At 69.7% G+C, this 26524-nt stretch carries 27 protein-coding genes; 15 read left to right on the forward strand and 12 right to left on the reverse strand.

All coding sequences use genetic code 11. From position 1 onward, the window contains the following. Positions 1 to 26: 26 nt before the first annotated feature. Complete coding sequence (locus ACWD35_RS22390; protein WP_451353038.1) at positions 27 to 1259, forward strand: FUSC family protein; 1233 nt, start codon at positions 27 to 29, stop codon at positions 1257 to 1259. Between the two features lie 100 nt (positions 1260 to 1359). Here ACWD35_RS22390 and ACWD35_RS22395 read toward each other — a convergent pair whose 3' ends face one another. Continuing rightward, positions 1360 to 2178 (reverse strand): dienelactone hydrolase family protein, encoded by an 819-nt coding sequence (locus ACWD35_RS22395; protein ID WP_451353039.1) that lies wholly within the window; start codon positions 2176 to 2178, stop codon positions 1360 to 1362. A gap of 97 nt (positions 2179 to 2275) precedes the next feature. On the opposite strand from ACWD35_RS22395, the gene ACWD35_RS22400 reads away from it, so the two are divergent. The 6 genes from ACWD35_RS22400 to ACWD35_RS22425 all read left to right on the forward strand — a co-directional run bounded on the left by ACWD35_RS22400 (position 2276) and on the right by ACWD35_RS22425 (position 8577). Beyond that, positions 2276 to 3310, forward strand: coding sequence for a GlxA family transcriptional regulator (locus ACWD35_RS22400; protein WP_451353040.1), 1035 nt, complete (start codon positions 2276 to 2278; stop codon positions 3308 to 3310). A 387-nt stretch (positions 3311 to 3697) separates the two neighbouring features. After that, positions 3698 to 4582 (forward strand): squalene/phytoene synthase family protein, encoded by an 885-nt coding sequence (locus ACWD35_RS22405; protein ID WP_451353041.1) that lies wholly within the window; start codon positions 3698 to 3700, stop codon positions 4580 to 4582. A gap of 142 nt (positions 4583 to 4724) precedes the next feature. Further along, positions 4725 to 4937: a hypothetical protein gene (locus ACWD35_RS22410; protein ID WP_451353042.1), complete on the forward strand. Its 213-nt coding sequence runs from the start codon at positions 4725 to 4727 to the stop codon at positions 4935 to 4937. A gap of 60 nt (positions 4938 to 4997) precedes the next feature. Further along, positions 4998 to 5396: a hypothetical protein gene (locus tag ACWD35_RS22415; RefSeq protein ID WP_451353043.1), complete on the forward strand. Its 399-nt coding sequence runs from the start codon at positions 4998 to 5000 to the stop codon at positions 5394 to 5396. 161 nt (positions 5397 to 5557) lie between these two features. After that, a complete protein-coding gene (gene ppk2 / locus ACWD35_RS22420) occupies positions 5558 to 6361 on the forward strand; it encodes a polyphosphate kinase 2 (protein WP_451353044.1) in 804 nt (267 codons plus the stop codon). A 311-nt stretch (positions 6362 to 6672) separates the two neighbouring features. Next, entirely contained in the window at positions 6673 to 8577 is a 1905-nt protein-coding gene (locus ACWD35_RS22425; protein WP_451353181.1) for a PAS domain S-box protein, read from the forward strand. Positions 8578 to 8640: 63 nt separating this feature from the next. Here the strand turns inward: ACWD35_RS22425 and ACWD35_RS22430 are convergent, their stop codons facing one another. After that, the gene (locus ACWD35_RS22430) at positions 8641 to 9420 is read right to left on the reverse strand and encodes a sulfite exporter TauE/SafE family protein (protein ID WP_451353045.1); all 780 of its coding nucleotides are present in this window, start codon (positions 9418 to 9420) and stop codon (positions 8641 to 8643) included. A 128-nt stretch (positions 9421 to 9548) separates the two neighbouring features. Here ACWD35_RS22430 and ACWD35_RS22435 point away from each other — a divergent pair, with 128 nt between their 5' ends. Next, positions 9549 to 10328 (forward strand): AraC family transcriptional regulator, encoded by a 780-nt coding sequence (locus ACWD35_RS22435; protein WP_451353046.1) that lies wholly within the window; start codon positions 9549 to 9551, stop codon positions 10326 to 10328. 177 nt (positions 10329 to 10505) lie between these two features. Here the strand turns inward: ACWD35_RS22435 and ACWD35_RS22440 are convergent, their stop codons facing one another. From ACWD35_RS22440 to ACWD35_RS22450, 3 genes are all read right to left on the reverse strand, one after another. Then, positions 10506 to 12164: a DEAD/DEAH box helicase gene (locus ACWD35_RS22440; RefSeq protein WP_451353047.1), complete on the reverse strand. Its 1659-nt coding sequence runs from the start codon at positions 12162 to 12164 to the stop codon at positions 10506 to 10508. An 87-nt stretch (positions 12165 to 12251) separates the two neighbouring features. Further along, complete coding sequence (locus ACWD35_RS22445; RefSeq protein WP_055710303.1) at positions 12252 to 12455, reverse strand: cold-shock protein; 204 nt, start codon at positions 12453 to 12455, stop codon at positions 12252 to 12254. 297 nt (positions 12456 to 12752) lie between these two features. Further along, the gene (locus ACWD35_RS22450) at positions 12753 to 13184 is read right to left on the reverse strand and encodes a DUF6069 family protein (RefSeq protein WP_451353048.1); all 432 of its coding nucleotides are present in this window, start codon (positions 13182 to 13184) and stop codon (positions 12753 to 12755) included. A 164-nt stretch (positions 13185 to 13348) separates the two neighbouring features. On the opposite strand from ACWD35_RS22450, the gene ACWD35_RS22455 reads away from it, so the two are divergent. The 6 genes from ACWD35_RS22455 (at position 13349) to pqqE (ending at position 17135) form a co-directional block, all read left to right on the forward strand. Next, positions 13349 to 13843: a MarR family winged helix-turn-helix transcriptional regulator gene (locus ACWD35_RS22455; RefSeq protein ID WP_451353049.1), complete on the forward strand. Its 495-nt coding sequence runs from the start codon at positions 13349 to 13351 to the stop codon at positions 13841 to 13843. A gap of 276 nt (positions 13844 to 14119) precedes the next feature. Then, positions 14120 to 14287: a hypothetical protein gene (locus ACWD35_RS22460; RefSeq protein ID WP_451353050.1), complete on the forward strand. Its 168-nt coding sequence runs from the start codon at positions 14120 to 14122 to the stop codon at positions 14285 to 14287. A gap of 31 nt (positions 14288 to 14318) precedes the next feature. After that, entirely contained in the window at positions 14319 to 15131 is an 813-nt protein-coding gene (gene pqqB, locus ACWD35_RS22465; protein WP_451353051.1) for a pyrroloquinoline quinone biosynthesis protein PqqB, read from the forward strand. Then, positions 15125 to 15799: a pyrroloquinoline-quinone synthase PqqC gene (gene pqqC / locus ACWD35_RS22470; RefSeq protein ID WP_451353052.1), complete on the forward strand. Its 675-nt coding sequence runs from the start codon at positions 15125 to 15127 to the stop codon at positions 15797 to 15799. The genes pqqB and pqqC overlap by 7 nt, the downstream gene beginning before the upstream one ends. Beyond that, the gene (gene pqqD, locus ACWD35_RS22475) at positions 15796 to 16035 is read left to right on the forward strand and encodes a pyrroloquinoline quinone biosynthesis peptide chaperone PqqD (protein WP_451353053.1); all 240 of its coding nucleotides are present in this window, start codon (positions 15796 to 15798) and stop codon (positions 16033 to 16035) included. Before pqqC ends, pqqD begins: the two co-directional genes overlap by 4 nt. After that, positions 16023 to 17135 carry a pyrroloquinoline quinone biosynthesis protein PqqE gene (gene pqqE / locus ACWD35_RS22480; protein ID WP_451353054.1) on the forward strand — a complete coding sequence of 371 codons (1113 nt, stop codon included), beginning with the start codon at positions 16023 to 16025 and terminating at the stop codon, positions 17133 to 17135. The genes pqqD and pqqE overlap by 13 nt, the downstream gene beginning before the upstream one ends. A 280-nt stretch (positions 17136 to 17415) precedes the next feature. On the opposite strand, the gene ACWD35_RS22485 is transcribed toward pqqE, so the two are convergent. The 4 genes from ACWD35_RS22485 to ACWD35_RS22500 form a co-directional block, all read right to left on the reverse strand. After that, positions 17416 to 18072: a 2'-5' RNA ligase family protein gene (locus ACWD35_RS22485; protein ID WP_451353055.1), complete on the reverse strand. Its 657-nt coding sequence runs from the start codon at positions 18070 to 18072 to the stop codon at positions 17416 to 17418. A gap of 378 nt (positions 18073 to 18450) precedes the next feature. Beyond that, the gene (locus ACWD35_RS22490; protein WP_451353056.1) at positions 18451 to 19104 is read right to left on the reverse strand and encodes a M15 family metallopeptidase; all 654 of its coding nucleotides are present in this window, start codon (positions 19102 to 19104) and stop codon (positions 18451 to 18453) included. A 54-nt stretch (positions 19105 to 19158) separates the two neighbouring features. Further along, positions 19159 to 19557, reverse strand: coding sequence for a hypothetical protein (locus tag ACWD35_RS22495; RefSeq protein ID WP_451353057.1), 399 nt, complete (start codon positions 19555 to 19557; stop codon positions 19159 to 19161). Continuing rightward, the gene (locus tag ACWD35_RS22500; protein WP_451353058.1) at positions 19554 to 20645 is read right to left on the reverse strand and encodes an amidohydrolase family protein; all 1092 of its coding nucleotides are present in this window, start codon (positions 20643 to 20645) and stop codon (positions 19554 to 19556) included. Before ACWD35_RS22500 ends, ACWD35_RS22495 begins: the two co-directional genes overlap by 4 nt. 311 nt (positions 20646 to 20956) lie before the next feature. Here ACWD35_RS22500 and ACWD35_RS22505 point away from each other — a divergent pair, with 311 nt between their 5' ends. Beyond that, entirely contained in the window at positions 20957 to 21208 is a 252-nt protein-coding gene (locus ACWD35_RS22505) for a hypothetical protein (protein WP_451353059.1), read from the forward strand. Between the two features lie 111 nt (positions 21209 to 21319). On the opposite strand, the gene ACWD35_RS22510 is transcribed toward ACWD35_RS22505, so the two are convergent. Genes ACWD35_RS22510 through ACWD35_RS22520 form a run of 3 tightly spaced genes read right to left on the reverse strand, consistent with a single transcriptional unit; the run spans position 21320 to position 26522 of the window. Continuing rightward, positions 21320 to 21712, reverse strand: coding sequence for a hypothetical protein (locus ACWD35_RS22510; RefSeq protein ID WP_451353060.1), 393 nt, complete (start codon positions 21710 to 21712; stop codon positions 21320 to 21322). After that, a complete protein-coding gene (locus ACWD35_RS22515) occupies positions 21712 to 24033 on the reverse strand; it encodes a DUF4132 domain-containing protein (RefSeq protein ID WP_451353061.1) in 2322 nt (773 codons plus the stop codon). The genes ACWD35_RS22510 and ACWD35_RS22515 overlap by 1 nt, the downstream gene beginning before the upstream one ends. Further along, on the reverse strand, positions 24030 to 26522 hold the full coding sequence (locus ACWD35_RS22520; RefSeq protein WP_451353062.1) for a DUF4132 domain-containing protein: 2493 nt from the start codon (positions 26520 to 26522) through the stop codon (positions 24030 to 24032). The genes ACWD35_RS22515 and ACWD35_RS22520 overlap by 4 nt, the downstream gene beginning before the upstream one ends. Positions 26523 to 26524 lie beyond the last annotated feature (2 nt).

Genomic DNA, 26524 nt, shown 5'->3' on the forward strand with positions numbered 1-26524 from the left:
TGCCGGCTCCCTGTGACGGAGCAGCCGTGGTGGACATCACAGGATTAAAAGGGATAAAAGGTGCCATCATCGAGATCGTGCAGTTTTCAACCATTTTGCCGGGGGCTGCTCCACTGAAGGCGCCACGGCTGGCAGGTCGCCTCACGCGCGCGCTTCGGGCCCGTCAGCCCGGGCATGTGGTGAGCGGCGCCAAGACGCTGATCGCGGCCCTGCTCGCGTGGGGCGCCTCGGAGCCCTGGGCTCCGGCTGGGCGACCCTTCCTGGCCGTGGCAACGGCTTTGCTCATGGTCAACGCCTCCACGGTGCACCAGTCCGTGACGAAGGCGGTACACAGCGTGGCAGCGCGTGTGGCCGGCCTGGCCATTGCTCTCGGGGCTGCCCGGCTGCTGGGGCCGACTGCGGGCGCTGTGGTGGTCATCGCCCTCCTCGCGGTGCTGGCGGGCCCCCGCCGCACTGCCGATGATCGGCTGCAGATCGCCTCGACCGCGGTCATCGCGCTGACTGCCACGACGACCGGTCCCATGGACAGCCTCGTGTCCCCGGTCCTGGAGACCCTCATCGGAGCCGTCGTGGGCATCGTCGTGAACGCCGTCCTGCTGCCTCCGCTGTACATGGATGAGTCCGCATCCGCCGTGCGTGACCTTGCCCATGCCATGGGATCACTGCTGAGCGACATGGGAGCCGGTCTGGAGCACCGGCAGCTCAGGTCCAGGGCCCACGGCTGGCTCCACCGTGCCCGCAGCCTGGACAAACGTCTGGTTCATGCCGAGGAACAAGTGCGGCAGGCGGACGAAAGCCTTCGGTGGAACACACGCTGTGCGGCCCATACCCCGCGCAAGGAAGTGCCCTCCGGTGAGGCATTCCGGGCCTTGCGTGGGGTCGCTCTCCAGGTACGCGGCATCGCCCGGGCTCTGGCAGACAGCGCCCTGGACCGCCATGCCGATCACCACCTGGGCCACGAGTTCCTCGACCGCTATGCCGAGACCCTGCGGCTGGCGGGAGCGGCCGTCCAGGATTTCGTCGAACCATCCGGGCCGACCGGTTCATCCGACGCGATGCCCCGTGAGCGGCTGCGGCAGGCCATCGACGGGGTACTGGACTGGCACGACACCATGACCAGCCTCATCGGCCGGGGCACCCTCACCAAGCCCGGCGCATGGCACCTGTACGGCTCCCTCATGACCGACGTGGAAAGGCTCCTGGCCGACCTGAACCACGCGTTCGTGCACGCAAATCACCTTTCCCCACAGACTGTTTAGGGAAATTCGGCTATGGACCGCTGTGCCTGGCCGCCCGAGCGGCCAGTACGGCGACGGGCACAGCCGCCGCACCGCTACATGCACCGAACACCCGAACCCGTCACCCTCTGAGCCGCTCCGTGAGGAAGGCGATGATCTCGTCACGGGCACGCACCGTAGGGTGACCCCGCTCGTCCACGAGATGTGCCGTGACAACGCTGTGGGCGCACCCGACGACGTCGCGGAAGAAGGGCGGAGGGTTCGTGTTCGCCACGTCGGCGGGAAGCACGCGGCCGTCGAACGCTTCGCCGAGCAACGCTTGATAGGCCGCGAACCGCTGACCCGTACACCACCTGTCGTTCTCGAAGCGGTAGGCGAGTACCTTCACCCCGTCTCGTCCGATGCGTTCGGCCAGGGCCGCCGCGTCCTCGTCCCCGATCTCCAGGCCCCCGGGGTCGTCGAGCGGCAGCGAGGGATGATTGACGACCGGGGCGATGACGGCTGGTTCCAGCGCCATGGTCAGCGCGAAGTTGCCGGTGAAGCACAGCCCGACCGCGCCGACGCCCAGGCCGCCGCACTCCCTGTGCGCGTGACGGGCGAGGCCGCGCAGCCACGCCACGACGGGGCTGGTGCCGCCCCCGGCGAACGCGCGGAACTCGGCACTGACGCAAGCACGCCGGGCGACGGCCTCGCCTGCCTCGGCGGTCGGGTAGGCACCGTCGACGCCGAACAGAGAGGGCAGATACACACGGAAGCCGGCATCGCGTACCCAGCGCGCGAACCGCGCGACGTCGGGGCTGATGCCCGGCATCTCCGGCATCAGGATGACGCCGGGTCCCGTCCCGGCAACGTACACGATCTTGCTGACGCCATCGACGGTGACAACTCTCTGGGAGAAGTCGTCCAAGGGGTCGTCGCGCCGCGTTCGCATCGTTGTCATGATCGAGAGTGTCGCGAGACACTGTCCCCCACGAGAAGCGGCGAGATCGCCACATGGCGGGGTGATATCGCCACCTGCGCGGGGAGCCGGAGGGCCCATGAAACCGCTGCGCCTAGGCGTGCTGGCGTATCCCGGCTGCTTCGCCTCGGAGGTGTTCGGGATCCCCGACCTGCTGACCATGGCCGATCACATCGCGGCGGCGCACGGGTCGGACCGACCGCCGTACGAGGTGTGTGTCGTCTCGCCCCGGCGGCGGGTGGCCGCGTCCGGCGGCTCGGCCATCGAGGTCTCGGCACTGCGTCCTGTCGACGTCCTGATCGTGCCGGGTTTCGAGCTTTCGCCGAAACTCGATCTCGACGCGACGCTCGCGAACCTGACGCCCGAAGTGACGTCGATCCGGTCGCAGGCCGCCTCCGGTGTCGCCGTCGTGTCGATCTGTGTCGGCGCCTTCCTCCTCGCGGAGGCCGGCCTGCTCGACGGGCGCGAGGCGACGACGTCCTGGCTGTTCGCGGATCAGTTCGCCCGTCGATACGCCAACGTGAAGGTGCGCTCCGAGCGCCTGGTGGTCACCGATCGCGGTGTGACGACGACCGCCGCCTTCAGCGCCATGTACGACTTCGCGCTACAGCTGATCCGTGAGCACGACGGCCCCGGCATCGCCCGCAGCACCGCACGCATCGCCCTCGTCGACGACGCACGCTCCACCCAGGCTCCCTACGTCGACCTGGAACTACTGCCCACCGTCGGCCGTGAGTTCTCACGCGGTGTGAAGCGGTGGCTCGACCAGAATCTCGGGGCACGCTACGACCTGCCCGTCCTCGCCAAAGCGTTTCACGTGAGCACGCGAACCATGCTGCGTCGCTTCGGCGAGGAGGCCGGCCAGACCCCGCTCGCGTACTTGCAGTCCGCTCGGGTCCGCCGGGCTCGTCATCTGTTGGAGACGACCGACAGGACCGTCAGGCGCATCGCCGCCGACGTCGGGTACGCGGACACGAGCACCTTCAGCGCCATCTTCGCCCGGCACACAGGCCGACGGCCCCGGGACTACCGCGCCTCGTTCCGCCGGCCGCATCGCGAAGCGGGCCGCACCACCGCGCACGGCCCTGCTCTCCAGAGCCTGCCGACGGACTGACCGTTTGCTGCAGTCCCGCTGGTCGTTCTTAAGGCGCCGTATGCCAAGCTCCTCGCGTTCGCGACGTCCCTGATGGCGGCGCCGAGCGCGGCGCGGTTGGCGGCGGAGGTGACCATGCCCCGGTACGGGGTGCGCATGCGTACCTCCGCCTTGCCGTCGCCCAGCGTGGCCTGCTGGTAGGGAGTCTGTCGGTGCCGTCGTACCGGATTTCCCGAGGGGTGCGCACGTCGATGACCTTGCCGAGTCCCAGCTGGGCCAGCGTGGTCACACCGTCCGGCGGCATGCCGTCGTAGGTCGGATAGCTGCCGAGATCACGGGCGTTGACGGTGCCAGGGGCCGTTCGCATGCAGGACAGTCGGCTTCTGGTCGAGGCCGTACGATCGGCTCATGCGAGGGTGGACGAAGAGCCTGGACGCGGCCGGTGTCCGGGAGCCGGGGTTGCGTAGGGACTACGACCGTCAGCGGCACCTGGTGCGACGGTACCGGCGCACTGCGTACCTGGCGGCCAGAGTGCTGCTGCCACCGCAGTTGCTTCCGCACGTGGTCGCGGCGACCGCCGTGATGCACCACGGGGACAACCTCCTGGACACCGGGCCCCTGGCACAGCGTGAGACGGCTTGGGCGTCCTGGGAGCCGCAGGTGCGCGACGCGCTGCGCACGGGGACGAGTGACACACCGCTGCTCCGTGCGCTCATACACACCGTGTCCGCCCATCCCCGGCTGCGCGAGACCGTGGAGACCTACCTGGCGACCGCCACGGCCGAACTGCACTTCGCGGGCTTCGCCACCGAGGCCGACTACCAGGCCTATGTGGATGCCTACGTGTACCCCGCCTTCATGCTCGTCGCCGGAGTGCTCGCGCCGGGCGGCGACGACCAGCGGTACCGGGCCGCGTGCCGGACCTTCATCGACGGCAGTCAGCGGCTCGATTTCGTCAACGACCTCGCCGAGGACGTGCGGGAAGGACACGTGGGCATCCCGCTCGACACGATGGAACGTTTCGCGGTCACCGCGGACGATCTGGCGGCCGGTGTCGGCGGTCCAGCCCTGGAGGAGCTGGTGGCAGACCAGGTGACCACCGCCCGCGCCGCATTGGCGGCCGCGAGGGAGCTGCCGGCGCTCACCCCGGCATCTGGCCGACGGCTCGCGGGTGCGCTGGTGGAGATCGAACTGCTCACCGCGGACGCGGTGCTGGCACGCGGCGCCGGGGTGCTGCGCGGTTCCGTGAGCCCGCCGCTGGGCAGGACCCTACGCGTTCTCGCGCGCCGGTAGTGACGCCCTGGCGGTAAGTGCGGCTTTGCCCGCATGGCGCCAACGGAGGCACCTGCGTCGGATACGGTCTCTCTCGGCTGAGGGCGACGCGGGGATCTTCGAGCGACTTGAAACTGGCCGACACCCGTAACCGGTGCCGCCGATGCCCGTTGCGCCCGGCATGGACGAACTTCCTGATTCCATCTACGGCATGCCGGAGCTGCAGGAGCCGCGCTTGCCGCTGTTCACCCTTTCAGAGGCACACGAGCTGCTGGATGTCCTCCAGCACTTCGGTACGACCGACCATGACTGGGGTGCACGAGCCCGGCACTTCGCAGCCGAGCTGGCGGTGCGCGTGCCCTCACGCGACGCATAGTCTTCGGCGGCCCAGCCACCCTGATAATGGCACCAACACGGACCGAGAGATGAAGGATCAATGGCATTCGAAGTAGGCCAGCGGGTGAAGCTGGCGGCGGACCTCAGGCTGGCCGCGGCGGTCGCTCTGGCCGGGGACTCCGCGGCGGCGACGGGCACCGTCGCCGGCTCCCTGGCTCTGGCAGCGGGCACCGAGGGCACCGTCGAGCGGGTCGACGAGCCTCGGCACCCGGAACAGAGCCACGAGGTACGCGAGTACGTACGGCTCAAGGCGCTTCTCGACGACTTCGGCGTCCAGATGCCCCCGCAGAGCAGGAAGCAGCTCGAAGAGCAGATCGGCTCCCTGGAACCCGAGTGGATCGCCTACCAGGAGCAGAACCTCCGCGCGACCGTCCGCGTCCACTTCGACAACGGATTTGTCCTCGACGGTGCCCACGAAGACGTCTTCATCTCCGTCTGACTGCCTGCCAGACCACCTCGTCGATCGAGAGCCGAACGTAGCCGCGTCCCACAAGCGTTCGCTGGCGCAGGCCTTCGTCACCGCTCGGCCAACCCGGCGAACCTTGTGACGCAGTCAGAAGCTGCGGGACGCGAAGCGGGGCCGGGGAGAGAATGTGCCGCATGACGGACAAAGAGGCGACGAAGCTGCCACGCAAGACGTACGAGACCGAACTTCTGCGCCTGCAGACGGAATTGGTAAAGCTGCAGGAGTGGGTGCGAGCCGAGGGAGCCCGGCTCGTGGTCGTCTTCGAGGGGCGGGACGCGGCCGGCAAGGGCGGGGCGATCCAGCGCGTCACCCAGTACCTCAATCCTCGTCTCGCCCGGATCGCGGCGCTGCCCAAGCCGACGGAACGCGAGCGCACCCAGTGGTACTTCCAGCGGTACGTCGAGCACCTGCCGGCCGCCGGGGAGATCGTGCTCTTCGACCGGTCCTGGTACAACCGGGCCGGGGTCGAGCATGTCATGGGGTTCTGCACCGAGAAAGAGCACCAGCTGTTCCTGCGCCAGTGCCCGGTCTTCGAGCGGATGCTGATCGAGGACGGGATCCTGCTGCGCAAGTACTGGTTCTCGGTGAGCGACGCGGTGCAGCAGGAGCGCTTCCAACGCCGCCTGGAGGATCCGCTGCGACGCTGGAAGCTGTCGCCGATGGACCTGAAGTCGATCACCCATTGGGAGGCGTACTCCCGGGCGAAGGACGAGATGATGGTGCACACCGACATCGCCGAGGCGCCCTGGTACATCGTCGAGAGCGACGACAAACGGCGTGCGCGGCTGAACATGATGGCCCACCTGCTGACGTCCGTCCCCTACCGTGAGGTGCCGCCACCGGTGCTGGAGCTGCCCGAGAGGCCGCCGTCCACCGGCTATGAGCGGCCTCCCCGTGACCTGTACACCTACGTTCCCGACCACACGGGGCAGCTGTGAACTCCGTACGGCCGGGACCGGGTTCACAGGAACTCACGCGCGCGTAGCGAGGTCGAGGATGATGCGGGCTTTGACCGGACCTACGACGGTTACGGCACCGCCCGTGACTGCATGTGTTCAGTCGAGGACGGGTTATGGACCGGTTCGCCCACTGTTCGAACGTGTTCAGCCATCGCCTATCCATGTCGCGACAAGTCAGGGCAGTCGCGGGCCACTTGCGCTGGGATGTCCGCACCATTGCGAGCGACGTGGCGGGGTAAGAGATGAATGCTTTCGTGGAAGAGCCGACACGTTCGGCGGACCCCGCGGTCATGGAGCGGTGCCGGTGCCGCGCCCCGCTACCTCAGGGTGGTCCCTCGACGGCCGAGGAACGGTTCCGCGGACTTCTGGAAGCGGCGCCGGACGCCATGGTCATCGTCGACGACACCGGCATCATCAGACTGGTCAACGCCCAGACCGAGGCGCTCTTCGGATACCGGCGCGAGGAACTGCTGGGCCGGCCGGTCGAGTTGCTGGTGCCGCACCGCTTTCGGGACCACCACACCCGGCACCGCGACGGCTACGCGGCCAACCGGCAGGTGCGCCCCATGGGAGCGGGGCTGGAGCTGCACGGGCTGCGCAAGAACGGCAGCGAGTTCCCCGTCGAAATCAGCCTGAGCCCCATGGAGACGACGGACGGTCTGCTGGTGTCGGCGGCCGTGCGCGACGTCAGCGACCGCAAGGCGGCCGAGGCCCGCATCAACGAACTGGCCGCGCTCGTGGAGTCGTCCCAGGATGCCATCCTCGCCAAGACCCTCGACGGGGAGATCACCTACTGGAACGCCGCCGCCGCACGGCTGTACGGATACACCGCCGAGGAGGTCATCGGCCGGCATGTGACCCTGCTCGCCCCGGCCGAACTGCAGGACGACATCTGGGCACTGCTGGAACGGCTGCGGCACGGGGAGAAGGTCGAGCACTTCGAGACACTGCGGGTCACCAAGGACGGGTCGTTCCTGGACATCGACGTCACACTGTGGCCGACCAGGGACACCAGCGGGAAGGTCGTCGGCGCGTGCGCCATCGTCCGCGACATCAGCGACCGCAAGCGCGCGGAGGCCGAGTTGACGGCCCTGCTGGAACAGCAGCAGCACATCGCCCTCACCCTGCAGCGCAGCCTCATGGGAACCCCACCCGCCCTGCCCGGCCTGGACACCGCCAGCCGCTACCGGCCCGCCACCCAGGGCGCCGGTGTCGGCGGCGACTGGTTCGACCTCATACCCCTGGGCGCCGGGCGCGTCGGGGTCCTCATCGGTGACGTGATGGGCCGCGGGCTGGAGGCCGCCGCCGTGATGGGCCAGCTGCGCTCGGCCGCGCATGCGCTCGCCAAAACGGGCATGCAGCCCCGCCAGCTGATGCAGGCCCTCGACACGGTGGTCACCGACCTGGACGTCCCCGACCAGCTGGTCACCTGCTGCTACCTGATCATCGCGCCTGACGACGGTACCGTCACGGTCTGTTCCGCCGGACATCTGCCGACCCTCGTCGTCGGCCCCTGGGAGGGCGTCCGGGAACTGCCCGCGCCGGTCAACGCCCCGCTCGGCGTCGGCGACGTCCTGTACGAACAGTCCTGCACGGACATCACTCCCGGCGCGACACTCGTGCTGTACACCGACGGCCTGATCGAGACACCCGGCAGCGACATCGAAGCCCGGCTCGGTGAACTCACCACAGTCCTGGACACCTTCTTCCTGCATGACACCGGCCTGGAGGCAGCCGCCGACCATGTGCTGTCCGAGCTGCTCCCCGACGCCGAGGGCCACAACGACGACGTGACCCTGCTGCTGGCCCAGCTCCCGGCGGCGCCGCTCGCCGCCGTCACCACCGAGCTGCCCGCGACCCCGTCCTCCGTCCCCGACGGCCGTGATTTCCTGCGCCGGACCCTGGCCTCGTGGGAGTGCACGGTACCGGCCGACGACGCCCTCCTGCTCCTGTCCGAGACCCTCACCAACGCGGTTCAACACGCCGAGGGCCCCGTGGGGCTGCGCCTGTGCTACACCGCCACAGACCTCACCGTCGAGGTCAGCGACCACAGCCCGCACCTGCCCCAGCCCCGCCTCACCTCCGAGGACGAGGAGTCCGGCCGAGGCCTGTTCCTGGTACGCACCCTCGCCGACAGCTGGGGGGTACGGCCGACCGACGAGGGCAAGACGACCTGGTTCACCTTGAAGCTGTGAGCCACTGATCGCGCGATCGACGGCGTTCCTCGCCGAGGAACGCCGGATGTTGGGATCGCCGCGTCAGACCCCCGTGGCCACCATCACGGCCAGGACGACCAGGAGCAGGATGATGTACGCGGCCGAGTAGACACGGTCCGGGACGCGGCCGGTGACTCGCCGCATCACGGCGATGGTGGGCAGCGACCCGACGAGCAGGGCGGCGCCCGCGGTGAGATCGACGTAACCGAGCTGTCCTGCGCCGGTGGGTGTGGTGGGGGCGAGGACGTAGACGAGGGTGCCGGCCACGGCGACAGGGACGCTCAGGGGGTTGGCCATGGCGGTCGCCTCGGCCATGGGCAGGCCCCTGCGGCGCAGGAGTGGGACCGTCATGACGCTGCCGCCCACGCCCAGGGCTGCGGCCACCAGACCTATGCCCGTTCCGCCAAGGGTGACGGTGCCCCGACCAAGGGGCTTGGGACGCGTCTGGTGCGCCACGGAGAGGAAGCCCTTCCGCAACAGACTGTCGGCGATCGTCACCAGGAGGTAGGCGGCGAACAGCAGACCCAGCGCCGTACCGCCGATCAATGTGGCGGCGAAGGATCCGGCGGCGGCGCCGATCGTGATGTACGCCGCCAGCGGCCAGACGTATGCGCGGCGCAGCCGGCCCAGACGCCACTGGGCCAGCGTCGCCGCCGCGGCATTCACCACCATGACCGCTGCCGAGGTTGCCACCGCGACGTGCATGGCGTCCGGTCCCGGACGCGCCGTGGCGCTCAGGACGGCGTAGACGACGGGGACCGTGATGAAGCCGCCGCCGAAGCCGAAGAGCACGGTCGTGATGCCGGTCAGGCACCCGAACAACAAGAGAGTGGAAAGCGAGGTAAGCACTGGTGAAACGCTATGGATCACCAGGCTTGGCGGGCAATCGATGAATCGCCGACTTCCTACGCGCAGCAGACAGCCCGCGCGGTCCCACGTAACCTCGCGGCATGCGCAATGTCCCGGTCGCGGAGGTGGACGACCTCGATCGTGCCGTGCTGGCCATCGGCACCGACTACCCACATGACCACCTGCTCGTCTGGCACGAGCACCGCCGCGCCCAGGTCCTGTACGCGGCCACCGGTGTCATGCAGGTCGAGACAGCAGACGGCAGCTGGACGATTCCCACCGCCCGTGCAGTCATGATCCCGCCCCTGACCAGGCATCAGGTCACCATGACGGGGGTCAGCACCCGCAGCCTCTACATCGAGCCCGCTTCGGTGCCATGGTTTCCCGCCCGCTGCCGAGCCGTCGACGTTTCCACCCTGCTACGGGCCCTCATCCTGGAAGCCGTCGAGATGGAGCCGCGCTACCCAGAGCACAGCCGCGACGCGACAGTCGCCGCCCTCATCCTCCACGAGCTCAAGAACCTCGCCCCGCTGCCGCTCGATGTGCCGCTGCCGTCCGAGCCACAACTGCGCGGCCTGTGCGAGGTGTTCCTGCAGAAGCCTGACATCCATGAGCCGCCCGCACGTTGGTGCGCCGCCCTCAGCATCAGCGAACGCACCCTCGCCCGCCTGTTCCGGCGCGACACCGGCCTGAGCTTCTCGCAGTGGCGGCAACGCGCCTGCGTCCTGCACTCCTTGCAGCACCTCAGCGCTGGCGTGCCCGTCACGCGCATCGCGACCATGCTCGGCTACGACAACCCGGCCGCCTACACGGCCGCGTTCAAAAAGCTCCTCGGCCGACCGCCAACGGCGTACAGGAGTCCTGGCGCCAACGACCTCTAGTGCCGCATCAGCCATGAGGCATGGACGAGTTCGGCCCGCTCAGCCTCAAGCCCCACCGGGTCGGCAGTGGGCCGAACGCGGCGGCAGGCACAAGGACCCCGAACTGCGGGCCCCGGCCCCGCCGCCGGACGAACACCTACGAAAGTCGCCACCAGGACCAACGTTGCCTGATGCGGCTCAGGTGGCAGAGGCGCGGCGCCCGCCTCGGCGGTCGAGGCTGCGGCCTCCGGTGCCGACAGCACTACCCGTGGCTCCGCCGGCCGCCGCCCGTCGGCCGGACCCGCGGACAGCCTTGCCGGAGGCGGCCCCGGTTGCCGCACCGGCCGCGGACTGGCGGTCGGAATTGCGGCCGCCCGCTCCACCAGACCCTGTCGCCCCGGCCGCGGCCCGGCGGTCCGAGCCCCGGCTCTCCGTCCTGGTGGCAGCACCTGTCGCCGCTTTGGCCCCGCCGCCGTTTCGGCTTCGGCTGCCGGATCGCCTGCTGGGCTTGGTGCCGGTCTTCCGGTCCGGGCGGGACGCCGTCGGTGTCGCCGGCTGGGGGACCTCGATGGTGACGGCCACGCCGGAAGGCTCGCGGGCGCCGGTGATGGTGGCCAGTTCCGCGTCGCTCGACTTGATGCTGGCCGTCCGGGGCCGGATACCCGCATCCGACATGAGCCGGGTTACGTCCCGTTTCTGGTCGGGCAGGACCAGCGTGACCACGCTGCCGGAACCGCCGGCGCGGGCTGTGCGACCGCCCCGGTGGAGGTAGTCCTTGTGGTCGGTCGGGGGATCGACGTTCACCACGAGGTCGAGGTCGTCGACGTGTATGCCCCGGGCCGCGACGTTCGTCGCCACCAGCGCGGTGACCTGGCCGTTCTTGAACTGTTCCAGAGTGCGGTTGCGCTGCGGCTGGGAGCGGCCTCCGTGCAGTGCCGCCGCGCGGACACCGACCGCCAGGAGCCGCTTGGCGAGCCGGTCGGCGGACCTCTTGGTGTCGAGGAAGAGGATGACCCGGCCGTCACGGGCCGCGATGCGCGTGGTGACGGCCTTCTTGTCGGTCTCGTCCAGGACGTGGAGCACGTGGTGCTCCATGGTGGTCACCGCTCCCGCGGACGGGTCCACGGAGTGCACCACAGGGTCGGTCAGGAACCGCTGCACCAGGCGGTCGATGTTTCGATCGAGGGTGGCCGAGAAGAGCAGGCGCTGTCCGTCGGGCCGTACCTGCTGGATCAGCTTGGTGATCTGGGGCAGGAAGCCCATGTCGGTCATCTGGTCGGCTTCGTCCAGCACCGTGATGCGTACCTGGTCGAGCACGCAGTCCCCGCGTTCCACGAGGTCGTTGAGCCTGCCGGGAGTCGCCACGAGGACCTCGGCGCCGCGCCGGAGCGTACCGGCCTGCTTGGTGATGGACAGCCCGCCGACCACGGTGGCGAGCCGGAGGTTCACCGCCGTCGCGTAGGGGGTCAGCGCGTCCGTCACCTGCTGGGCGAGCTCACGGGTGGGCACCAGCACGAGGGCGAGGGGTGCCTTGGGCTCCGCGCGCAGTCCGGCCGTGCGGGCCAGGAGCGCCAGCCCGAACGCGAGAGTCTTGCCGGAGCCGGTGCGTCCTCGTCCCAGCAGGTCACGGCCGGCGAGCGAGTTGGGCAGCGTGGCGGCCTGGATGGGGAACGGGGTGGTCACACCTTGCGCGGTGAGGGTCTTCAGCAGCCCCGCAGGCATGTCCAGACCGGCGAAGTCCTCGACGGCGGGAAGAGCGGGGGTCGTGCTTTCCGGCAGCCGGAACTCTCTTGGTGACGACGCGGACGGTGGGGGTGACGAGGCACGCCGGTTCGACTTCTGGGGCCTGCGGGACATGCAGTGAAATGCCTTCCTGGAAAAAGCACAAACCGGGGTCCGCACCATGACGGTGCGGACCCCGGTGAGCGGATACGCGTCCGGCGATCAGGCGGGGAGGATGTTCTCCGCCTGCGGGCCCTTCTGGCCCTGCGTGACGTCGAAGGAGACCCGCTGGCCCTCCTGGAGCTCACGGAAGCCCTGGGTCGCAATGTTCGAGTAGTGGGCGAAGACGTCGGGACCGCCGCCGTCCTGCGCGATGAAACCGAAACCCTTTTCAGAGTTGAACCACTTCACGGTTCCCTGTGCCATGAACTTCTCCTTCTGTAGGCAGAGGCCCCATCCGGAGACGCCGGAAAACAAATAATGCGCCTGAGGAGAAGCATTCCCGTCAGGCGCACATAGGTTCATGGGTACCACAACTGCAACACCGAGACCCTAGCACAGCTCGGCGGCCCGTGGCCGGATCATCGAGGCGCGCGCCGGGGTTCCGCAGAGCCTTTCGGTGATCGTGACATTCGCCTGGCCGCCGCCTTCGGACACGGCCTGGAGCCCGAACCGGCCGTCGGCGACAGCCCGTTCGGAGGCGACACCTCGGCGATCTTCGGTTCAGGCCTTGCGGCGCGTGAGTGCCGCCAGCAGGACGGGGGCGGGGATGAGGTGCAGGGGGATCAGGCACAGGGCGGCGGTGTCGCTGACGCCGGGCTGGGAGGACGGCGAGGCGCCCAGCAGGCTGAGGGGCGAGGCGACGCTGAGCACCGCGAAGCCGACCGCGACGATGGTGAAGATCCGCTCCGGACGCGCGGCGAAGCGGCGTATCAGCAGAAAGACGCCGGTGCCCGCCAGCATCGTGATGAGCGTGGCCGCGATCACAGGCACGGGCTTCAGACCGATGAAACGCGAGTCGAGGTCGAACACCGCCTTCGCGGCGAGCGCCACTACGACGTTGAGGACCGCGGCGATGAGGGCCGCGACGGCCCCGCGGGCCCAGACGGTGCGGGTAGGGACGGCGGGAGCAGTCAGGGTGTCGGCGGTGGTCACGACGGGTCCTTCCAGGTGGGTCAACGGGGCGGAGCCGTGTGGCACCGCGGAAATATTGAAGCGTCAATATAACACCAGCAATTAGATAGCTGGCGAGGTAAATGTGAATGATTATCCTGTGGAGGCGTATCGCGCGCACTGAGGGATGACGGGAGCACATCAGAGTGACGGAGCCGACGCGACCCGACGGACAGGGTGGATGCACCGCGGGCGATGTCGCCCTGCTGGACCAGTGGCACACGCTGTACGCCGGCTTCCGTCGACTCACGGACGAGCTCCTCACCGACGTGGAGTCCGAGACGGGGGTCGCGCCGTCCTCGTTCGAGGTGCTGTGGTTCCTGACCATGAGGCCCAACCAGGCGGCCCCGATGCACCAGCTCACCAGGGTGCTCGGGTTCTCCACCGCGGGCACCACCAAGGTCGTCGACCGACTTGCCGAGGCCGGCCTCGTCGAACGTCACCCCTCACCGTCGGACCGCCGGGTGAACCTGGCCGCGCTCACCGCGGCCGGCGCCGAGGTGGCAGCCTCCGCCGCCCGGACCCTCGCCGGGGCGCTGCGCCAGCGGCTCCTCGAACCCCTCGGCAGCGAAGGCTTCGCAGCCCTGGCCGCAACCGTCGGCTCGCTCGCCACCTCGTCCGAGGGCTGCCCCGGGGACTAGGTCCCATCCGGCGGATCTTGCCGCAGACGCGGGTCGAGCCGCCCGGGGGAGAGGCATCACACCCTCCTCGCCGACACCCCTACCCGCCGCGGAACACGAAGCCCCGACCGGACTGCGGCCACCGTCCACCCCACCCACCCCATTTGCCCCATTCATCACAGGATGCGCACCTTCTGTAGCGACCTTAGGGTGATGTTCGCGAGGGCCGCGCCGTGTTCCCGCACCGGTGCCGCCCTCCAGCGCGTTCAGGCCGCACATCGCGAAAGTGAGGCAGAGATGGTTCGTCATCACGAGGAACCGGACCAGCGTCTCCGGCAGCCTCAAATACGCGCCACGCGCCGGCCGAACGACGACCTGACGGACGACAGACCGTGGCACAAGCCCGCCTACCAGGTGGTCGAGGCATCCATGGAGATGTCGGCGTACTTCCTCGCCGAACGGTAGGACGCGACACGGCAAGGAGAGATGAGGCGCCGTGCGGCTGCACCTGCTGGGTACGGCGGCCGGTGGCGGCGTCCCTCAGTGGAACTGCGCGTGTCCCGGCTGCACTGGGGCACGCGCGGTTCCGTACCGTCGCCGGCTGCACGCCTCGATCGCCGTCGAGACCGAGCCCGGCCGGGTCTACCTCGTCAACGCCACCCCGGACATCGCCGAGCAGATCGAGCGTTGTCCCTGGCTCCGCCCGGAAGGCCGCCGTACCCCGCTGGCCGGCGTGATCCTCACCGACGCCGAACTCGACCACACCCTCGGCCTGGCCCGGCTCCGCGAGGCCGACGAACTGGACATCATGGCGACCGACGCCGTACGGGGAGCGGTGAACGAAGGGCTACGGCTCGGGGAGATCCTCGCCCCGTACGTACGGCTGCGTTGGCGGGACGCCGAGGGGTTCGAACTGCTGCCCGTCTCGGACAAACGCCCCCGGTACGTCCGGGACTTCGCCGACGGCGGCTGGGTGAGCGCGCTGCGGCTCGGCGGGCTGCTGTACGCCCCGGCGATGGGTGTGTGGCCCGACGGGTTCGGCGAGGGCGCGGACGTCGTGCTGGCCGACGGCACCTTCTGGGACGAGGACGAGCCCCGCACGGCGGGCTTCTCGGCGAAGACCGCCACGGAGATGGGCCACCTGCCGATCCTCGCGACCCGGGACCGGCTGGCCGCACTGCCCGCCCGGTGCCTCTACACGCACCTGAACAACACCAACCCCCTCGTCGACCCGGACTCCCCGTTCCACACGGAACTGGCGGAGCGCGGAGTCGAGGTGGCCTCGGAAGGAATGGTCATCGCATGGTGATCGACTTCGAGAGCGAACTCAGGGCGGTGCCCGAACGCCGCTACCACCACCGGCACCCTTTCAGCCTCCGCATGCACCGAGGGGAGTTGACCCCGGCTGAGCTGCGGACCTGGATTCTCAACCGCTTCCACTACCAGCGGCACCTCCCCGTGAAGGACGCCCTTGTCCTCGCCAAGCTCGACGACCCCGCGCTGCGCCGCCGGTGGATCCGCCGCATCACCGACCACGACGGTACGGACGGCGACGAGGGCGGCATCGAGCGCTGGCTGCGCCTCGGCGAGGCCGCCGGACTCGACCGCGCCGACCTGCTCTCCGGAGAGAAGGTGCTGCCCGGCGTGCGGCTCGCCGTCGACGGCTACGTGAACCTGTGCCGCAACGGCACACCCCTCGAAGCCGTGGCCGCCTCGCTGACCGAGCTGTTCGCGCCCGGCCTGATGGCGACGCGGATCGCCGCCTTCGAGCGGCACTACACCTGGATCGACCCCGAGGGCCTGGCCTACTTCAAGGCCCGCGTCGACCAGGGCCGCCGCGACAGCGGCGAAGCGCTGTCTCTCGTGCTGTCCTGGGCTCGCACCCGCGCCGACCAGGAGGCGGCCCTCGCGGCGCTCGCCTACAAGTGTGAGGTGCTGTGGACCCTCCTCGACGCAGTCGAGCGAGCCCCGGTATGACCTGGCGTCCGGCCCTCAGCCCGTACGCCCGCCTGCGCCACTGCACGGTGCGGCAGAGCACGCTGCTGATCGTCCCGGAGCGGATCGTCGTCCTCAACGCCGAAGCCGCCGCGATCGTCGGCCTGTGCGACGGCACCCGGACCGTGCCGGAGATCGCCACCGAGTTCCCGGCCGAAGGCGCCGCTGACATCACGGTGTTCCTGGACGACCTCAAGGAGCACGGATGGTTGAAGTGAACCCGCCCTGGGCGATGCTCGCCGAACTCACCCACGGCTGTCCACTGCGCTGCCCGTACTGCTCCAATCCGACCCAGCTCACCTCCCCCCGTGCCGAATTGACGACCGAGGAATGGCTGCGCGTCCTTGAGGAGGCCGCCGGGCTGGGCGTCGCGCACGCCCACCTCTCCGGCGGCGAACCACTGCTGCGGCGCGACCTCACCGAGATCGTTGCGGGCGCGACCCAAGCCGGGATCTACGCCCAGCTCGTCACCAGCGGCCTCGGGCTGACGCGGGAACGACTGGCCGAGCTGACGGCGGCCGGGCTGCCCAGCGTCCAGCTCTCCGTCCAGGGCGCCGACGCCGCTTCCTCCGAACTGATCGCCGGACGACGGTCGTTCGCGGCGAAGCAACGGGCCGCCGCCCTGATCCGCGAGGCCGGATTGCCCCTCGGCCTCAACGTCGTCCTGCACAGCCGCAACCTCGACGACATCGACGCGATCGTCGAACTGGGCATCGCCTGGGGCGCGGTGCGTATCGAACTCGCCAACGTCCAGTTCTACGGCTGGGCGTTGGCCAACCGCGCCACCCTCATGCCCACCCGCGATCAACTGGTCCGCGCCCAGAGGGCAGTCGAGTCCTGGCGGGAGCGGACCGACCTGGAACTGATCTGGGTCGTCCCGGACTACTTCGAGGGCGTCGCGAAACCCTGCATGGGCGGCTGGGGCGCGATCTCCCTGACCGTCGCCCCCGACGGCCGGGTCCTGCCCTGCCCCGCAGCCTACGACCTCCCCCTGGACGCACCGAACGTCCGCGAGTCCTCCCTCGGCTGGATCTGGTCCGAGTCGCCCGTGTTCAACGCCTACCGGGGCACCGAGTGGATGCCCGAGCCCTGCCGGTCCTGCCCGCGCAAGGAGGCCGACTCCGGCGGGTGCCGCTGCCAGGCGTTCGCGCTCACCGGGGACGCGGGGCGCACGGATCCCGCGTGCTCCCTGTCACCGGACCACGCTCTGATCACCGAACTCGCCGCCCGGCAGGGCGGGGACTTCGTCTACCGCCGGTTCACTCGGAGACGAACGACGGCTCGACCGGCTGGCCGAGTTCCTCCAGTTCCCTGGTGACGGCTGCCGCCAGCCGCACCATCTGCTGCGTGTGGGAGGCGAGCCAGAAGATGTCGTTGGCTCTGCCACTTGGGGCGTGCGGATGGATGCGTGCCACACGAAGGGCGGGTTGTGGTGCTCTCCGGTGGCGAAGACGTCCAGTTCGACCTCGTCGGCCTTGCGCGCCCGCCGAGGTTGCGGGACGCACCGCCGACGAAGGCGACCTTGCCGCTGAGCGTCTTGTCCGCAGCGTCGGCCGGGCCGCGGCGGCGGGTCTTGGTCGAAGCGCTTGCCGCGCCGGTCAGTGCGCTTCCGGTGGCTGGTACCCGCCGGTGGCCGGGTCCGGTCCGAGGTGGCGGTGTACCGCGCCGGTGCCCAGGTCGATCGTGGCGCGCGTCCGCATAGGGCCGGCACCTCGGCGGGAGAGCAGTGCGACATCGGCTACACGTGCGTGCAGCACGCCGAGCCGGGCGGCGCATTCGGCCGCGAGGATCCTCGGGATGCGAGTGCGCCCGAGCGAGAGGTGCGGGATGAAGCGCGGGAAGCGGTCCGTGCAGTACGGGAAGGGTTCCGCCAGCGCGCGCCGAAGCTCCGTCCAGGGCTCGGCGCCGGCCGCCGCGGGATCGAGCCACACGGTGGAGTAGGAACGGTGGCGGAAGGCGCGGACCCCGCTGAGCCGGATGTCGAAGGGCAGGCACCCGGCGGCAGCGGCGGCCAGCAGCGGGAGCGCCGCCGGGAAGTCCTCCTCCGGTACGAAGCCGAAGATCAGGTTCACGTGGGGCGGCCAGCGGCGGATCTGCGGGTCGTGCTGGGCGCGGATGCGCTGGATGGCAGGCCACAGTCCCGCCGGGGGAAGCCACGCCACAGCGGTCCGAGGTGTGGGGGCCGACTCCAGGCGGCCAAGGCCGGAGGCCGGGCCAGGAACCTCGGCCGGGCCGGGCGTCGCAGGGCAGGGCACACCACCATCATGGCGCCGGCCAAGGGGCTTCACCATGCTTCACGGGAGTCCGGCCCGCTGAGCCTCGATCTACGGCGGTCGGGAAATCGATCAGATCCATGAGGGCCCTCTGAAGGCGCACCAGCCCGGGGTGACCATGGCCCACCGGGACGGATGCCAGCTCGCGGACACTCTCCGAAAGAGACTCGAACCAGGCAGCGAACTCGGGGTCGGAGGTGCCATCGACCTGCTCGGCACCAGCCACCCGGTCCTTGACCGCCGCCAGCTTCTCGGGGTCGCGTCCGGTCCCGTACATCTCCGAATCCCTGGAACTGTGTTGCGCTTGCTGGTGTTCTTGCCACCCTTCTATGAGCGATGGATTGAGGCGTCACTCGCGGCTCAACAGCGTTCCCGCGGCCCGTACAGCGCACTGTCGGATTCAGTGGCAAGGGCCCAGTAGCGATCGCCGAAGGACCAGTGCCACCACTCAGTGGGGTAGTTCACCAGCCCCACGGCGGTCAGTGCGGAACCGAGCATGCGACGGTTTGCCCGCGCTTCAGGGCCGACGTTGCCGGCGTGCGTGTAGCAAGCGCCGTCGCTCTCTTCCGGGCTGGCATTCACCCAGGTACCCATGTCGAGTTCCCGCCCGTCGACGGTGACGAGAGTGAGGTCCACCGCGGCGCCGGCGCTGTGCGGCGCGATCTCCGGCGGCGATACGTACCGGCTCGCGGCCTCGCGCACCTGCGTCGGCGACCAGTCCGGATTGCCGGCCTTCAGTTCGTCGGCGTAGCGTTCGAAATAGTGGCGCTGCAGCGCAGGCGGCCGGTACCCCTCGATGAACAGCAGCCGGATGCCGTGCGGGAGCAACTGCTGAGCCTTGAGAAGACGGGTCAGGACCCCTGCTCGCAGATGCGCGAACGCCCCTGAACCATCGGCTTTGCGCGAGTCGACGGCGAGAGATCCATCGAGCCGGACGTCAACGAGCGGTTCGCCGCAATCGGCTATCGGGACAGCCGCGACTTTTGGATCTGACATCAGCACGATCTCGTTCATGCACCGATCATTGCCGACCTCTCACTCAACGGAGGCCGCCCTGCGCGCCCTTGGCTAGAAGCCTTGCTCGGACTTCCACGCGAGAGCGTCTGCCGTCCGAGTTGCCAGAGATCCGGTCTGCCAGGATTCGGTGATGTCAGTCCAGTCGTGGAGGTAGGCGGTGCGGGCGCCGTGCTCTACTGACTGGTCGTAGAAGAGAAGGCATCTGTAGACCCTGCCGTCATCGGAGATGACCTGACCGTCCTCGTGATCTGGGCCGCCCTGCAAGAGGTCGACGACAATCGTTCGATCGGGATCGAGCCCCTGGGTCATCAGGAGTTCCCGCAGCCTGATCCAGAGGTCGTAGGTACTGGTCCGCAGTAGATCGGTGTACTGAACGACGATGCTTGACACCATGCACTCATGATCTATCTGGCGGCCGGTACAGGGAAGCGGTTCCAGCAGGCAGCTCATGGGGTCGTCCTCCCGGGGTGGTCGACTCGGTAGGTGCGGGTGGCGACGTCGTGGAAGAGGAGCTGCGGGTCGGCGTCGGAGCCGAGGACGTCGAGGAGGATGTGCGCGCTGCCGGGGGCGGTGATGCCGGGCTTGTCGATCGGATAGTTCGAGGCCCACATGGTCCGCTGGGGTCCGAAACAGTCGTGCAGGTGGCGGATGAGTGGTGCCGCGCGGTCCGCCAGCTCGCTGATCGAGGAGACGTCGTACGGGTGTCGGGGCACGTTGCCCAGGAGGGGCATGCCGAGACCCGAGTGCTTGGCGGCGACGTTCGGGTGTTGAGCCAGGGCGGCGAGGTCGTCCCGCCACCGGGCCAGGATCTCGGCTCGATCGCGGGCGGTGTGGCCGGTGTGGTGGCCTCGTGGACCGAACAGGCCGACCGGTGTCGCGTAGTGGTTGAGCACGAAGATGGTGTCCGGGTAGGTGCGGACGAGGTGCAGCGCCGTCGGCAACTGGTGGGCGTAGAGCCACAGCTCGAAGGACAGGTCGCGCTCGGCGATCGCGGCGAAGCCGTCGATGAACGCCCGGTCGGCCAGGGCTGCGGGAGCTTCATCGAAGCAGCGTACGGCGGGGTCGGGGTGGTGAGGCACCTGCTGCCTAACGCCTCTCACCAGCGGGCTCGCCGCGAGGTGCGCGTCCAGCACCTCGCCCAGCCTGTCCCAGCGTGGGTCGGCGTGGACCACGATGGCGCCCAGATTCGGCGTCCCGTCCTGCCCGAACGGCAGCGAGTCGACCCAGCGCGTCTCGTCGACCGATGACATCGGGTCATCGCCCAGCCAGGACGCCTCGACGTGCACCACGGAGGACACCGGCAGGTCGCCGACGTCGTGGCGGTACATCGACGGGAGGTACGGCTTGAGTACGTGGTGCGGGTCGCCGATGAACTCGCGATCGGGCCGAGGGACGAGCCGGTTGAGCGCGCGGGGGATCCGGGGCACCGGTCGCAGCAGGCGGGCCCGGCCGGTGACGTGCCGGGGTGTCCTGTACGGATCCCACTGGTGCATGTGCGGATCGACGACGGCCGTCGGCCAGAGTGCGGATGTGCTCATGGAGACCTCCTCGTGAGAGCGGTGAGGCGAACGTGGGGCAGCCCGTAGAGCTCGCGGAACGCAGTTGGATCGACCCTCCGGAGTGTCATGCCACCGCCTCTCTACACGTCGCAGGCGGCACCGGGACAGTCGTTGTCCCGCCACACGCCGCCGACATCACCGGCACGCTCGGTTGGAGTCCGTCCACAGAGGTCGCCTTGGTCATCCCAGCACTGTGGCGAGGGACCCTCGACCCGTGGGAGAAGTGACAAACGTTCTGCTGTCGGCCGATACCGTCGCGCCTCCGGCGGCATGGGCGACAGGATCCGACCGTGCGGCAGACAGTGATCAAGGAGCAGCCGACCCTGCCGCTGGCCTACTACGAACAGCACATCCCGGTCCCCGACGGCTGGGACGACCATCCCTGCTCCTACTTGCTGTTCGGCCCCCCGTACGACGACCTTGCCGCCGACGCACGTGAACGCGGCTGGCGTGTGGCGCACCTGCCCGGCGCACATCTCCATCAGATCCTTGATCCGGCCGGCACAGCCCGGCACCTCCTCGCACTCGCCGCTACGACGTGATCCCCCCTCCGACTCGCCGGTCTCGACGAGGAAGAGCCCGGGGCGGAGCGGTACTTGGTGCAGTACTGGTCGGAGTGACAGGTGCCCGCCGGGTGAAGCCGTGCCGGTCGCTCAGCCGCCGACCAGGGCGACGAGCTTGATGAAGACCAGGTCGGGATCGACGGTGAGGTCCACGACTTCTTCGAGGTCCTCGACCTGGCGGTCGCCGGCCAGCACGAAGAACCCGTTGGCCAGGAAGGCTCGTTCGGCGATCTCGGCCTGGCGCTCCCCCTCGATGCGGCGGGGTTCGCGGAGCCGGTAGCCGTTCAACTCCGTCTCGGCGTCGTCGGGGCGGACGAGGCCGTTGAAGCGGTCGCTGGGGCGGGCGTTGTGCCGGGCGACCTCGTGGTGGACTCGCAGCCTGATCAGCTCGCGTACGGTCATCTGTTCCGGCAGCCCGGTGACCGCCCACTCGGTGACGGGCTTGCCCGTCGCGGTCTCGTCCCGGAACGTCACGGTGGCCATCAGGCACCTCGCTTGATCTGCATGAGGATGGTCTCGTCGGTGATCTCGGTGTCCGCGGCAAGCAGGGAGGCCTTGCTGAGGATCAGCGAGAGGCGTTCGTCCTCGAACGGCAGAAACACCTTGCCGTCGCCCTTGCCGCGTGCCGGGACAATGCACAGGTAGGCGTCGTCCGGTTCCATCAGGATGTTGGCCGAGCCCAGGTGGATCCTGTACGTGCGCAGATCCCCGCGGACGACCAGGAAACGGCCGTCGAGCCTGCACCGGTCGGCGATCTTCAGACGCGGCAGGATCCGTTCCAGGGCATCGCGGCGGGCCTCGGCGCTCTCCGCCAGCTCGGCGAAGGAGGCCCGCTCCCAGTAGGTGCGCCCGGAGCCGCCGTCGGTCCAGTCGGGGTCGGCGGCGATCGAGGTCACGCCGACAAAGAGGTCCACGTCGCGCATCGCCTCGCTGAACACCAGCGGGGGCACGTCGGCGAGCGGTGCCGCGCGCCAGGCCCCCTCCCCCCGGCGGTCGAAGCGCACCTGGTCGGTCGAGGCCAGTTCGTCCTCGCCCGCCCAGTCGGCCCAGCTGTGGAAGAAGCGGACCCGCCACTCCCCCGCCGCGAGGGTACGCTCGGCCTCGTCGCCGTCCCCGCCGTCCCAAGGGCCGAGCAGGTCGCTCTTCCAGCCCCGGGCCCGGAACAGGGCGAACATCTTGCGGTAGTGGACGAGGTGCGCGGCGAAGCGGTTGGAGTAGACGCGGGTCTGCTCCTCGGCCGGGGTGAGCAGGTAGATCTCGCGGAACGCCTGCTTGAAGGGCTGCCGGATCCGCCGTTCGACGAGCAGGTCCCGCCAGGCCCGCACGGTGTCCGGCTGCGAGCGGATGGGGTGCCAGAGCCGCACGGATGCGTCGTCGCGCGCGTCGGGAAGGGGCTCGTCCGTCTCGGGCAGTATGGCCCGCCACTCGCCGGGGGCGACCTCGATCTCCCAGATCAGCCGACGTACCAGGGTCCGGGCCAGGGGGTGCCCGGCCAGCTCGGTGCGCCACCAGCCGTACGAATGGACGGCGTCGACGGTGAAGCCACCCTCCAACGCGCGTACCAGGGTGACGAGTTGGGCGTTGACCCGCTTCACCAACTCGCGCAGCTCCTTGACCAGGGCGGTGTGGTCGCGGCGGACCGGCGCGGGGACGCTGCGGAGTGGACGGCCGTCCTTCTCCCAGGTCAGCGTGGCGGTTTCGGCGACTGTGACGACGGCGTGGTAGTCGCCGGCCGTCCGGCGCAGGCGACCATCATCGCCGAACTCCAGCCTCGGCAGCCGGAGTGCCACGTCGGTGCGTTCGGCGAGGGCCGCGTCGACCTTCTTGAGCAGCTTGTCGAGCTGCTTGGGCACGCCGGCGTGCCGGACGGTCCGGCGCACGGTGCGGATCGCGGTCACCAGCTCGGGCGTCGGGAAGTCCTGCGCGGCGCGGACCACCTCGTACAGCAGGGCCTGCGACGGAAGCGTCTTGGCCGCCGTTGGGGCGAGGGTGACGCCGGGCAGCAGCCGCTCGAACAGCTCCGGCAGCCAGGGCTCGTCGCGCAGCAGCGCCACGCGCAGGGCCTGCCCGAGCGAGGTGATCTCCCGGTCTGTGAACGCCTTGTCCGCCCGGTAGGGGATCTCGCCGGCCCGGATCGCGTCGGTGCGGTCGGCCGCCGCTTCCAGCGCGCGGCGCGCGAACGCCACGTAAGCGGGGTTCTCGGCAGACCTGCGCCAGGCGAGCGCGACCGGCGAGGCCCACCTTTGGTCCCGGTCGATCACGGACAGCAGGGCCTGTTCGGCCGGGGGGAGGCCGGCGACGACGGTGATCTCGTCCGCGACGATGGGGCCCACGTCACGCGAGAGACGCTCCACGGCCGCGCACAGTGTCCCCTCGCCGGCGAGCCGCGCGACAGCGAGCAGCGCGTACGACTGACGCACGGTGTCCCTCTCCAGCCAGAACCCGACCAGGGCGCGGGCCGGTTCGGCCACGTCGGGCAGCGGCCCTGTACAGCGCTCCAGCGCGCCCAGGCCGAGGGTGAGGTCCGCCCAGCCGCGCTCCTCGTACTGTGCGACGAGTGCCTCGAACATCCCGCGGCACGCGTCGGGCGTATAGCGCGGCTGCCGTTCCATGGCCGCATCCTCGACCGCGAAGCGGACCCTCGTCATCGTGTGCGTGGCCGAGGCGTCCAGCCGGTGGGCCGCCACGAGCAGGCTGCCCAGCTCCTCGTCGGAGACCTGCGACAGATCCGGCTGTCTGTCCTCGTCCTCGAGTGTGAAGTCCGGGTCGGTCAGCGCGCGCATCAGCCGGGCGGCGACGTTCATCGGGCACCCCTCTTGATCTGGCGGAGGATGGTTTCGTCGGTGATCTTGGTATCGGCGGCGAGCAGGAGGGCCTTGCTGAGGATCAGGGAGAGGCGTTCGTCCTCGAACGGCAGGAACGCCTTGCCGTCGCCCTTGCCGCGTGCCGGGACAATGCACAGGTAGACGTCGTCCGGTTCCATCAGGATGTTGGCCGAGCCCAGGTGGATCCTGTACGTGCGCAGATCCCCGCGGACGACCAGGAAACGGCCGTCGAGCCTGCACCGGTCGGCGATCTTCAGGCGCGGCAGGATCCGCTGCAGAGCCTCGCGGCGGACCTCGGCGCTCGCAGACAGCGCACCGAACGTGGCCGAGCGCCAGTACCCGGCGTAGCGGTCCTCGCCCCGGTCGGTCCAGTCGGGATCGGCGGCGATCGAGGTCACGCCGACAAAGAGGTCCACGTCGCGCATCGCCTCGCTGAACACCAGCGGGGGCACCTCGGCCAGCGCAACCTCTCGCCAGCGGCGGCCGTCCCGCCGCTCGAAGCGGACCTGGTCCGTCGCGGCGTACTCGGGAGCGTAGCCGTCCTCGTCGGCGGGCTCGTGGTGGAAGCAGGACCGCCACTCGCCGTCGCCGAACTCGGCCCGTGCCGTCCCGTCGTAGCCGCCGTCGTGCCGGCCGAGGAAGTTGGCCTGCCAGCCGCGTTCCTTGAACAGCGCGTAGAGCTGCCGGTAGTGGACGATGTGGGCGGCGAACCGGTTGGAGTAGACGCCCGTTTCCTCCTCCGCCGGGGTGAGGAGGTAGATCTCCCGGAAGGCCTGCTTGAACGGCTGCCGCAGCCGATCGGTGACGAGCCTCTCCCGCCACTCCCTGATGTCGTCCGCCGACGCCCGGATCGGATGCCACAAGCGGACCCGCTCGGACCGGCCGGGCGGCTCAGCCATGGGTTCCGCCGCACGCCACTCGCCGTCCGCGTCCCGGAACTCCCAGATCAGGCCGCGGACGAGAGTCCCGGTGACCGGATGGTCACGGTAGTAGCGGCACCACTCGTCGTACGGCCACTCGCGCCCGGCCGACATCAGGGCCTCGATGCGAGCCCGCTCCCCCGACAGTGTCCCCCGCACTTCCTTCGCAAAGGCCTTCAACTCCCGCAACACGTCCGGAAAGCCGTCCTTCACCGCCGCCGGGGCCGTACGGGACGTGCTCCCGTCAGGGCGGGTGAACGTGAGCCGCACGGTGGCCGCTTCCTCGATCGACACCCGTACCCGGTGTCCGCCCAGCTCCCGTTCCAGCGAGCCGTCCGGCGCCAGTCCGTGGTCCGGCACGCTGCGTTCGACGAGCTGCGCCGCTGTGATGCCCTGCTTCCCCGCTGCCGTCACCAGCGCGGTGTCGAGCTGCTTGCGCAGAGCCCGGTGCTTGATCCGGGACTGCAGCCGCCACAGGGCCTCCAGAGAGGCCGGATCGCCGGTCTCGGCCAGCGCGTTGACCGCCGCGCCCGCGAGTTTGAGGTCGTCGGTCACACCAGTTCCGTGGCCGCAGGTCCGCAGCGCGAGCGCGGCAAGGTGCTGCACCACGGCCGGGCCGCCGGTCAGCGCAGCCGCCCAGACGACGCCGCGCGCCAGGTCACCGTCGTTCTGGTGGACGAGGTAGTGGTAGTGGTAACCGCTGTGCAGCCAGCCGGTGTGCGCCCCGCTTCTCCTGCTGCACAGCGGATCGTCCTCGGCCAGCGCCCGCAGGACGTCGGCCACGAGGTCCCTCGCCGACGCAGCGTCCGCGAGTTCGAGGCACGTCCGCCGCCACCTCTGCGCAGGACGCGGCCCCGACAGGCTCGCCAAGTGCCGTACGAAGCTCGCCAGTTCCGGTGTCGGAGAGGTCTTCGCGCGCTCGCTCAGCGGGGCGGCCCAGGGAGCGTCCGCGGGTATCAGTCCTTCGGGGATGTGCGCCTCGTCCACGGTCGCGAGCAGTGCGCGGAGGCGCTGGGCGAGCGACGCGTACAGGCGCGCCTCGACCGTGGTGTTCATGAGCTTCGTGTGTACGTGCCGCAGCCAGGGCAGGACCGCACGGCGGCCGTCGGGGTCGAGCTGATCCGCGGCGTTCAGCACCAGCCGCAGCGAATTGGCGAACCAGAACCCCATGTCGTACTCGGTGGCGCGGAGCAGCATCACCGCGACCTCGTCGGGCGTCCAGCCGCGCACCCGCGAGATCAGGCGCCCGAGCTCGGTCTCGTAGTCCCAGAAGCTGATGTCGTCGAAGCGGGCGGCCAGCATGAGGCACAGAACCGCGGCCCTGCCCTCCTCGTCCGTGCAGGCCGCGAGCCGCCCGTCGATCTCGGCCTCGGCCGACGTGCCGACCGGCTCGGATCCCCGGTGCTCGCGCCCCCTGGACCGCAGGAACTCGGCCCGCTGACGTTCCAGGAGGCCGGCGAGCCAGCGGACACGGTGGAGCGCGCCGGTCCTCACGGCGTCGAGCGAGTCGTTCCTTCGGGATGCGGCCACCAAGGCGTCGTAGAACATGG

It is taken from the genome of Streptomyces sp. NPDC002671 (genome assembly GCF_053592475.1).

Excerpts from the sequence above, each read along its gene's own strand:
- ACWD35_RS22395 (WP_451353039.1), bottom strand. The coding sequence starts at position 2,178 with ATGACAACGATGCGAACGCGGCGCGACGACCCCTTGGACGACTTCTCC.
- ACWD35_RS22400 (WP_451353040.1), top strand. The coding sequence starts at position 2,276 with ATGAAACCGCTGCGCCTAGGCGTGCTGGCGTATCCCGGCTGCTTCGCC.
- ACWD35_RS22405 (WP_451353041.1), top strand. The coding sequence starts at position 3,698 with ATGCGAGGGTGGACGAAGAGCCTGGACGCGGCCGGTGTCCGGGAGCCG.
- ACWD35_RS22410 (WP_451353042.1), top strand. The coding sequence starts at position 4,725 with ATGCCCGTTGCGCCCGGCATGGACGAACTTCCTGATTCCATCTACGGC.
- ACWD35_RS22415 (WP_451353043.1), top strand. The coding sequence starts at position 4,998 with ATGGCATTCGAAGTAGGCCAGCGGGTGAAGCTGGCGGCGGACCTCAGG.
- ppk2 (WP_451353044.1), top strand. The coding sequence starts at position 5,558 with ATGACGGACAAAGAGGCGACGAAGCTGCCACGCAAGACGTACGAGACC.
- ACWD35_RS22425 (WP_451353181.1), top strand. The coding sequence starts at position 6,673 with ATGGAGCGGTGCCGGTGCCGCGCCCCGCTACCTCAGGGTGGTCCCTCG.
- ACWD35_RS22435 (WP_451353046.1), top strand. The coding sequence starts at position 9,549 with ATGCGCAATGTCCCGGTCGCGGAGGTGGACGACCTCGATCGTGCCGTG.
- ACWD35_RS22440 (WP_451353047.1), bottom strand. The coding sequence starts at position 12,164 with ATGTCCCGCAGGCCCCAGAAGTCGAACCGGCGTGCCTCGTCACCCCCA.
- ACWD35_RS22445 (WP_055710303.1), bottom strand. The coding sequence starts at position 12,455 with ATGGCACAGGGAACCGTGAAGTGGTTCAACTCTGAAAAGGGTTTCGGT.
- ACWD35_RS22460 (WP_451353050.1), top strand. The coding sequence starts at position 14,120 with ATGGTTCGTCATCACGAGGAACCGGACCAGCGTCTCCGGCAGCCTCAA.
- pqqC (WP_451353052.1), top strand. The coding sequence starts at position 15,125 with ATGGTGATCGACTTCGAGAGCGAACTCAGGGCGGTGCCCGAACGCCGC.
- pqqD (WP_451353053.1), top strand. The coding sequence starts at position 15,796 with ATGACCTGGCGTCCGGCCCTCAGCCCGTACGCCCGCCTGCGCCACTGC.
- pqqE (WP_451353054.1), top strand. The coding sequence starts at position 16,023 with ATGGTTGAAGTGAACCCGCCCTGGGCGATGCTCGCCGAACTCACCCAC.
- ACWD35_RS22490 (WP_451353056.1), bottom strand. The coding sequence starts at position 19,104 with ATGAACGAGATCGTGCTGATGTCAGATCCAAAAGTCGCGGCTGTCCCG.
- ACWD35_RS22495 (WP_451353057.1), bottom strand. The coding sequence starts at position 19,557 with ATGAGCTGCCTGCTGGAACCGCTTCCCTGTACCGGCCGCCAGATAGAT.
- ACWD35_RS22500 (WP_451353058.1), bottom strand. The coding sequence starts at position 20,645 with ATGAGCACATCCGCACTCTGGCCGACGGCCGTCGTCGATCCGCACATG.
- ACWD35_RS22510 (WP_451353060.1), bottom strand. The coding sequence starts at position 21,712 with ATGGCCACCGTGACGTTCCGGGACGAGACCGCGACGGGCAAGCCCGTC.
- ACWD35_RS22515 (WP_451353061.1), bottom strand. The coding sequence starts at position 24,033 with ATGAACGTCGCCGCCCGGCTGATGCGCGCGCTGACCGACCCGGACTTC.
- ACWD35_RS22520 (WP_451353062.1), bottom strand. The coding sequence starts at position 26,522 with ATGTTCTACGACGCCTTGGTGGCCGCATCCCGAAGGAACGACTCGCTC.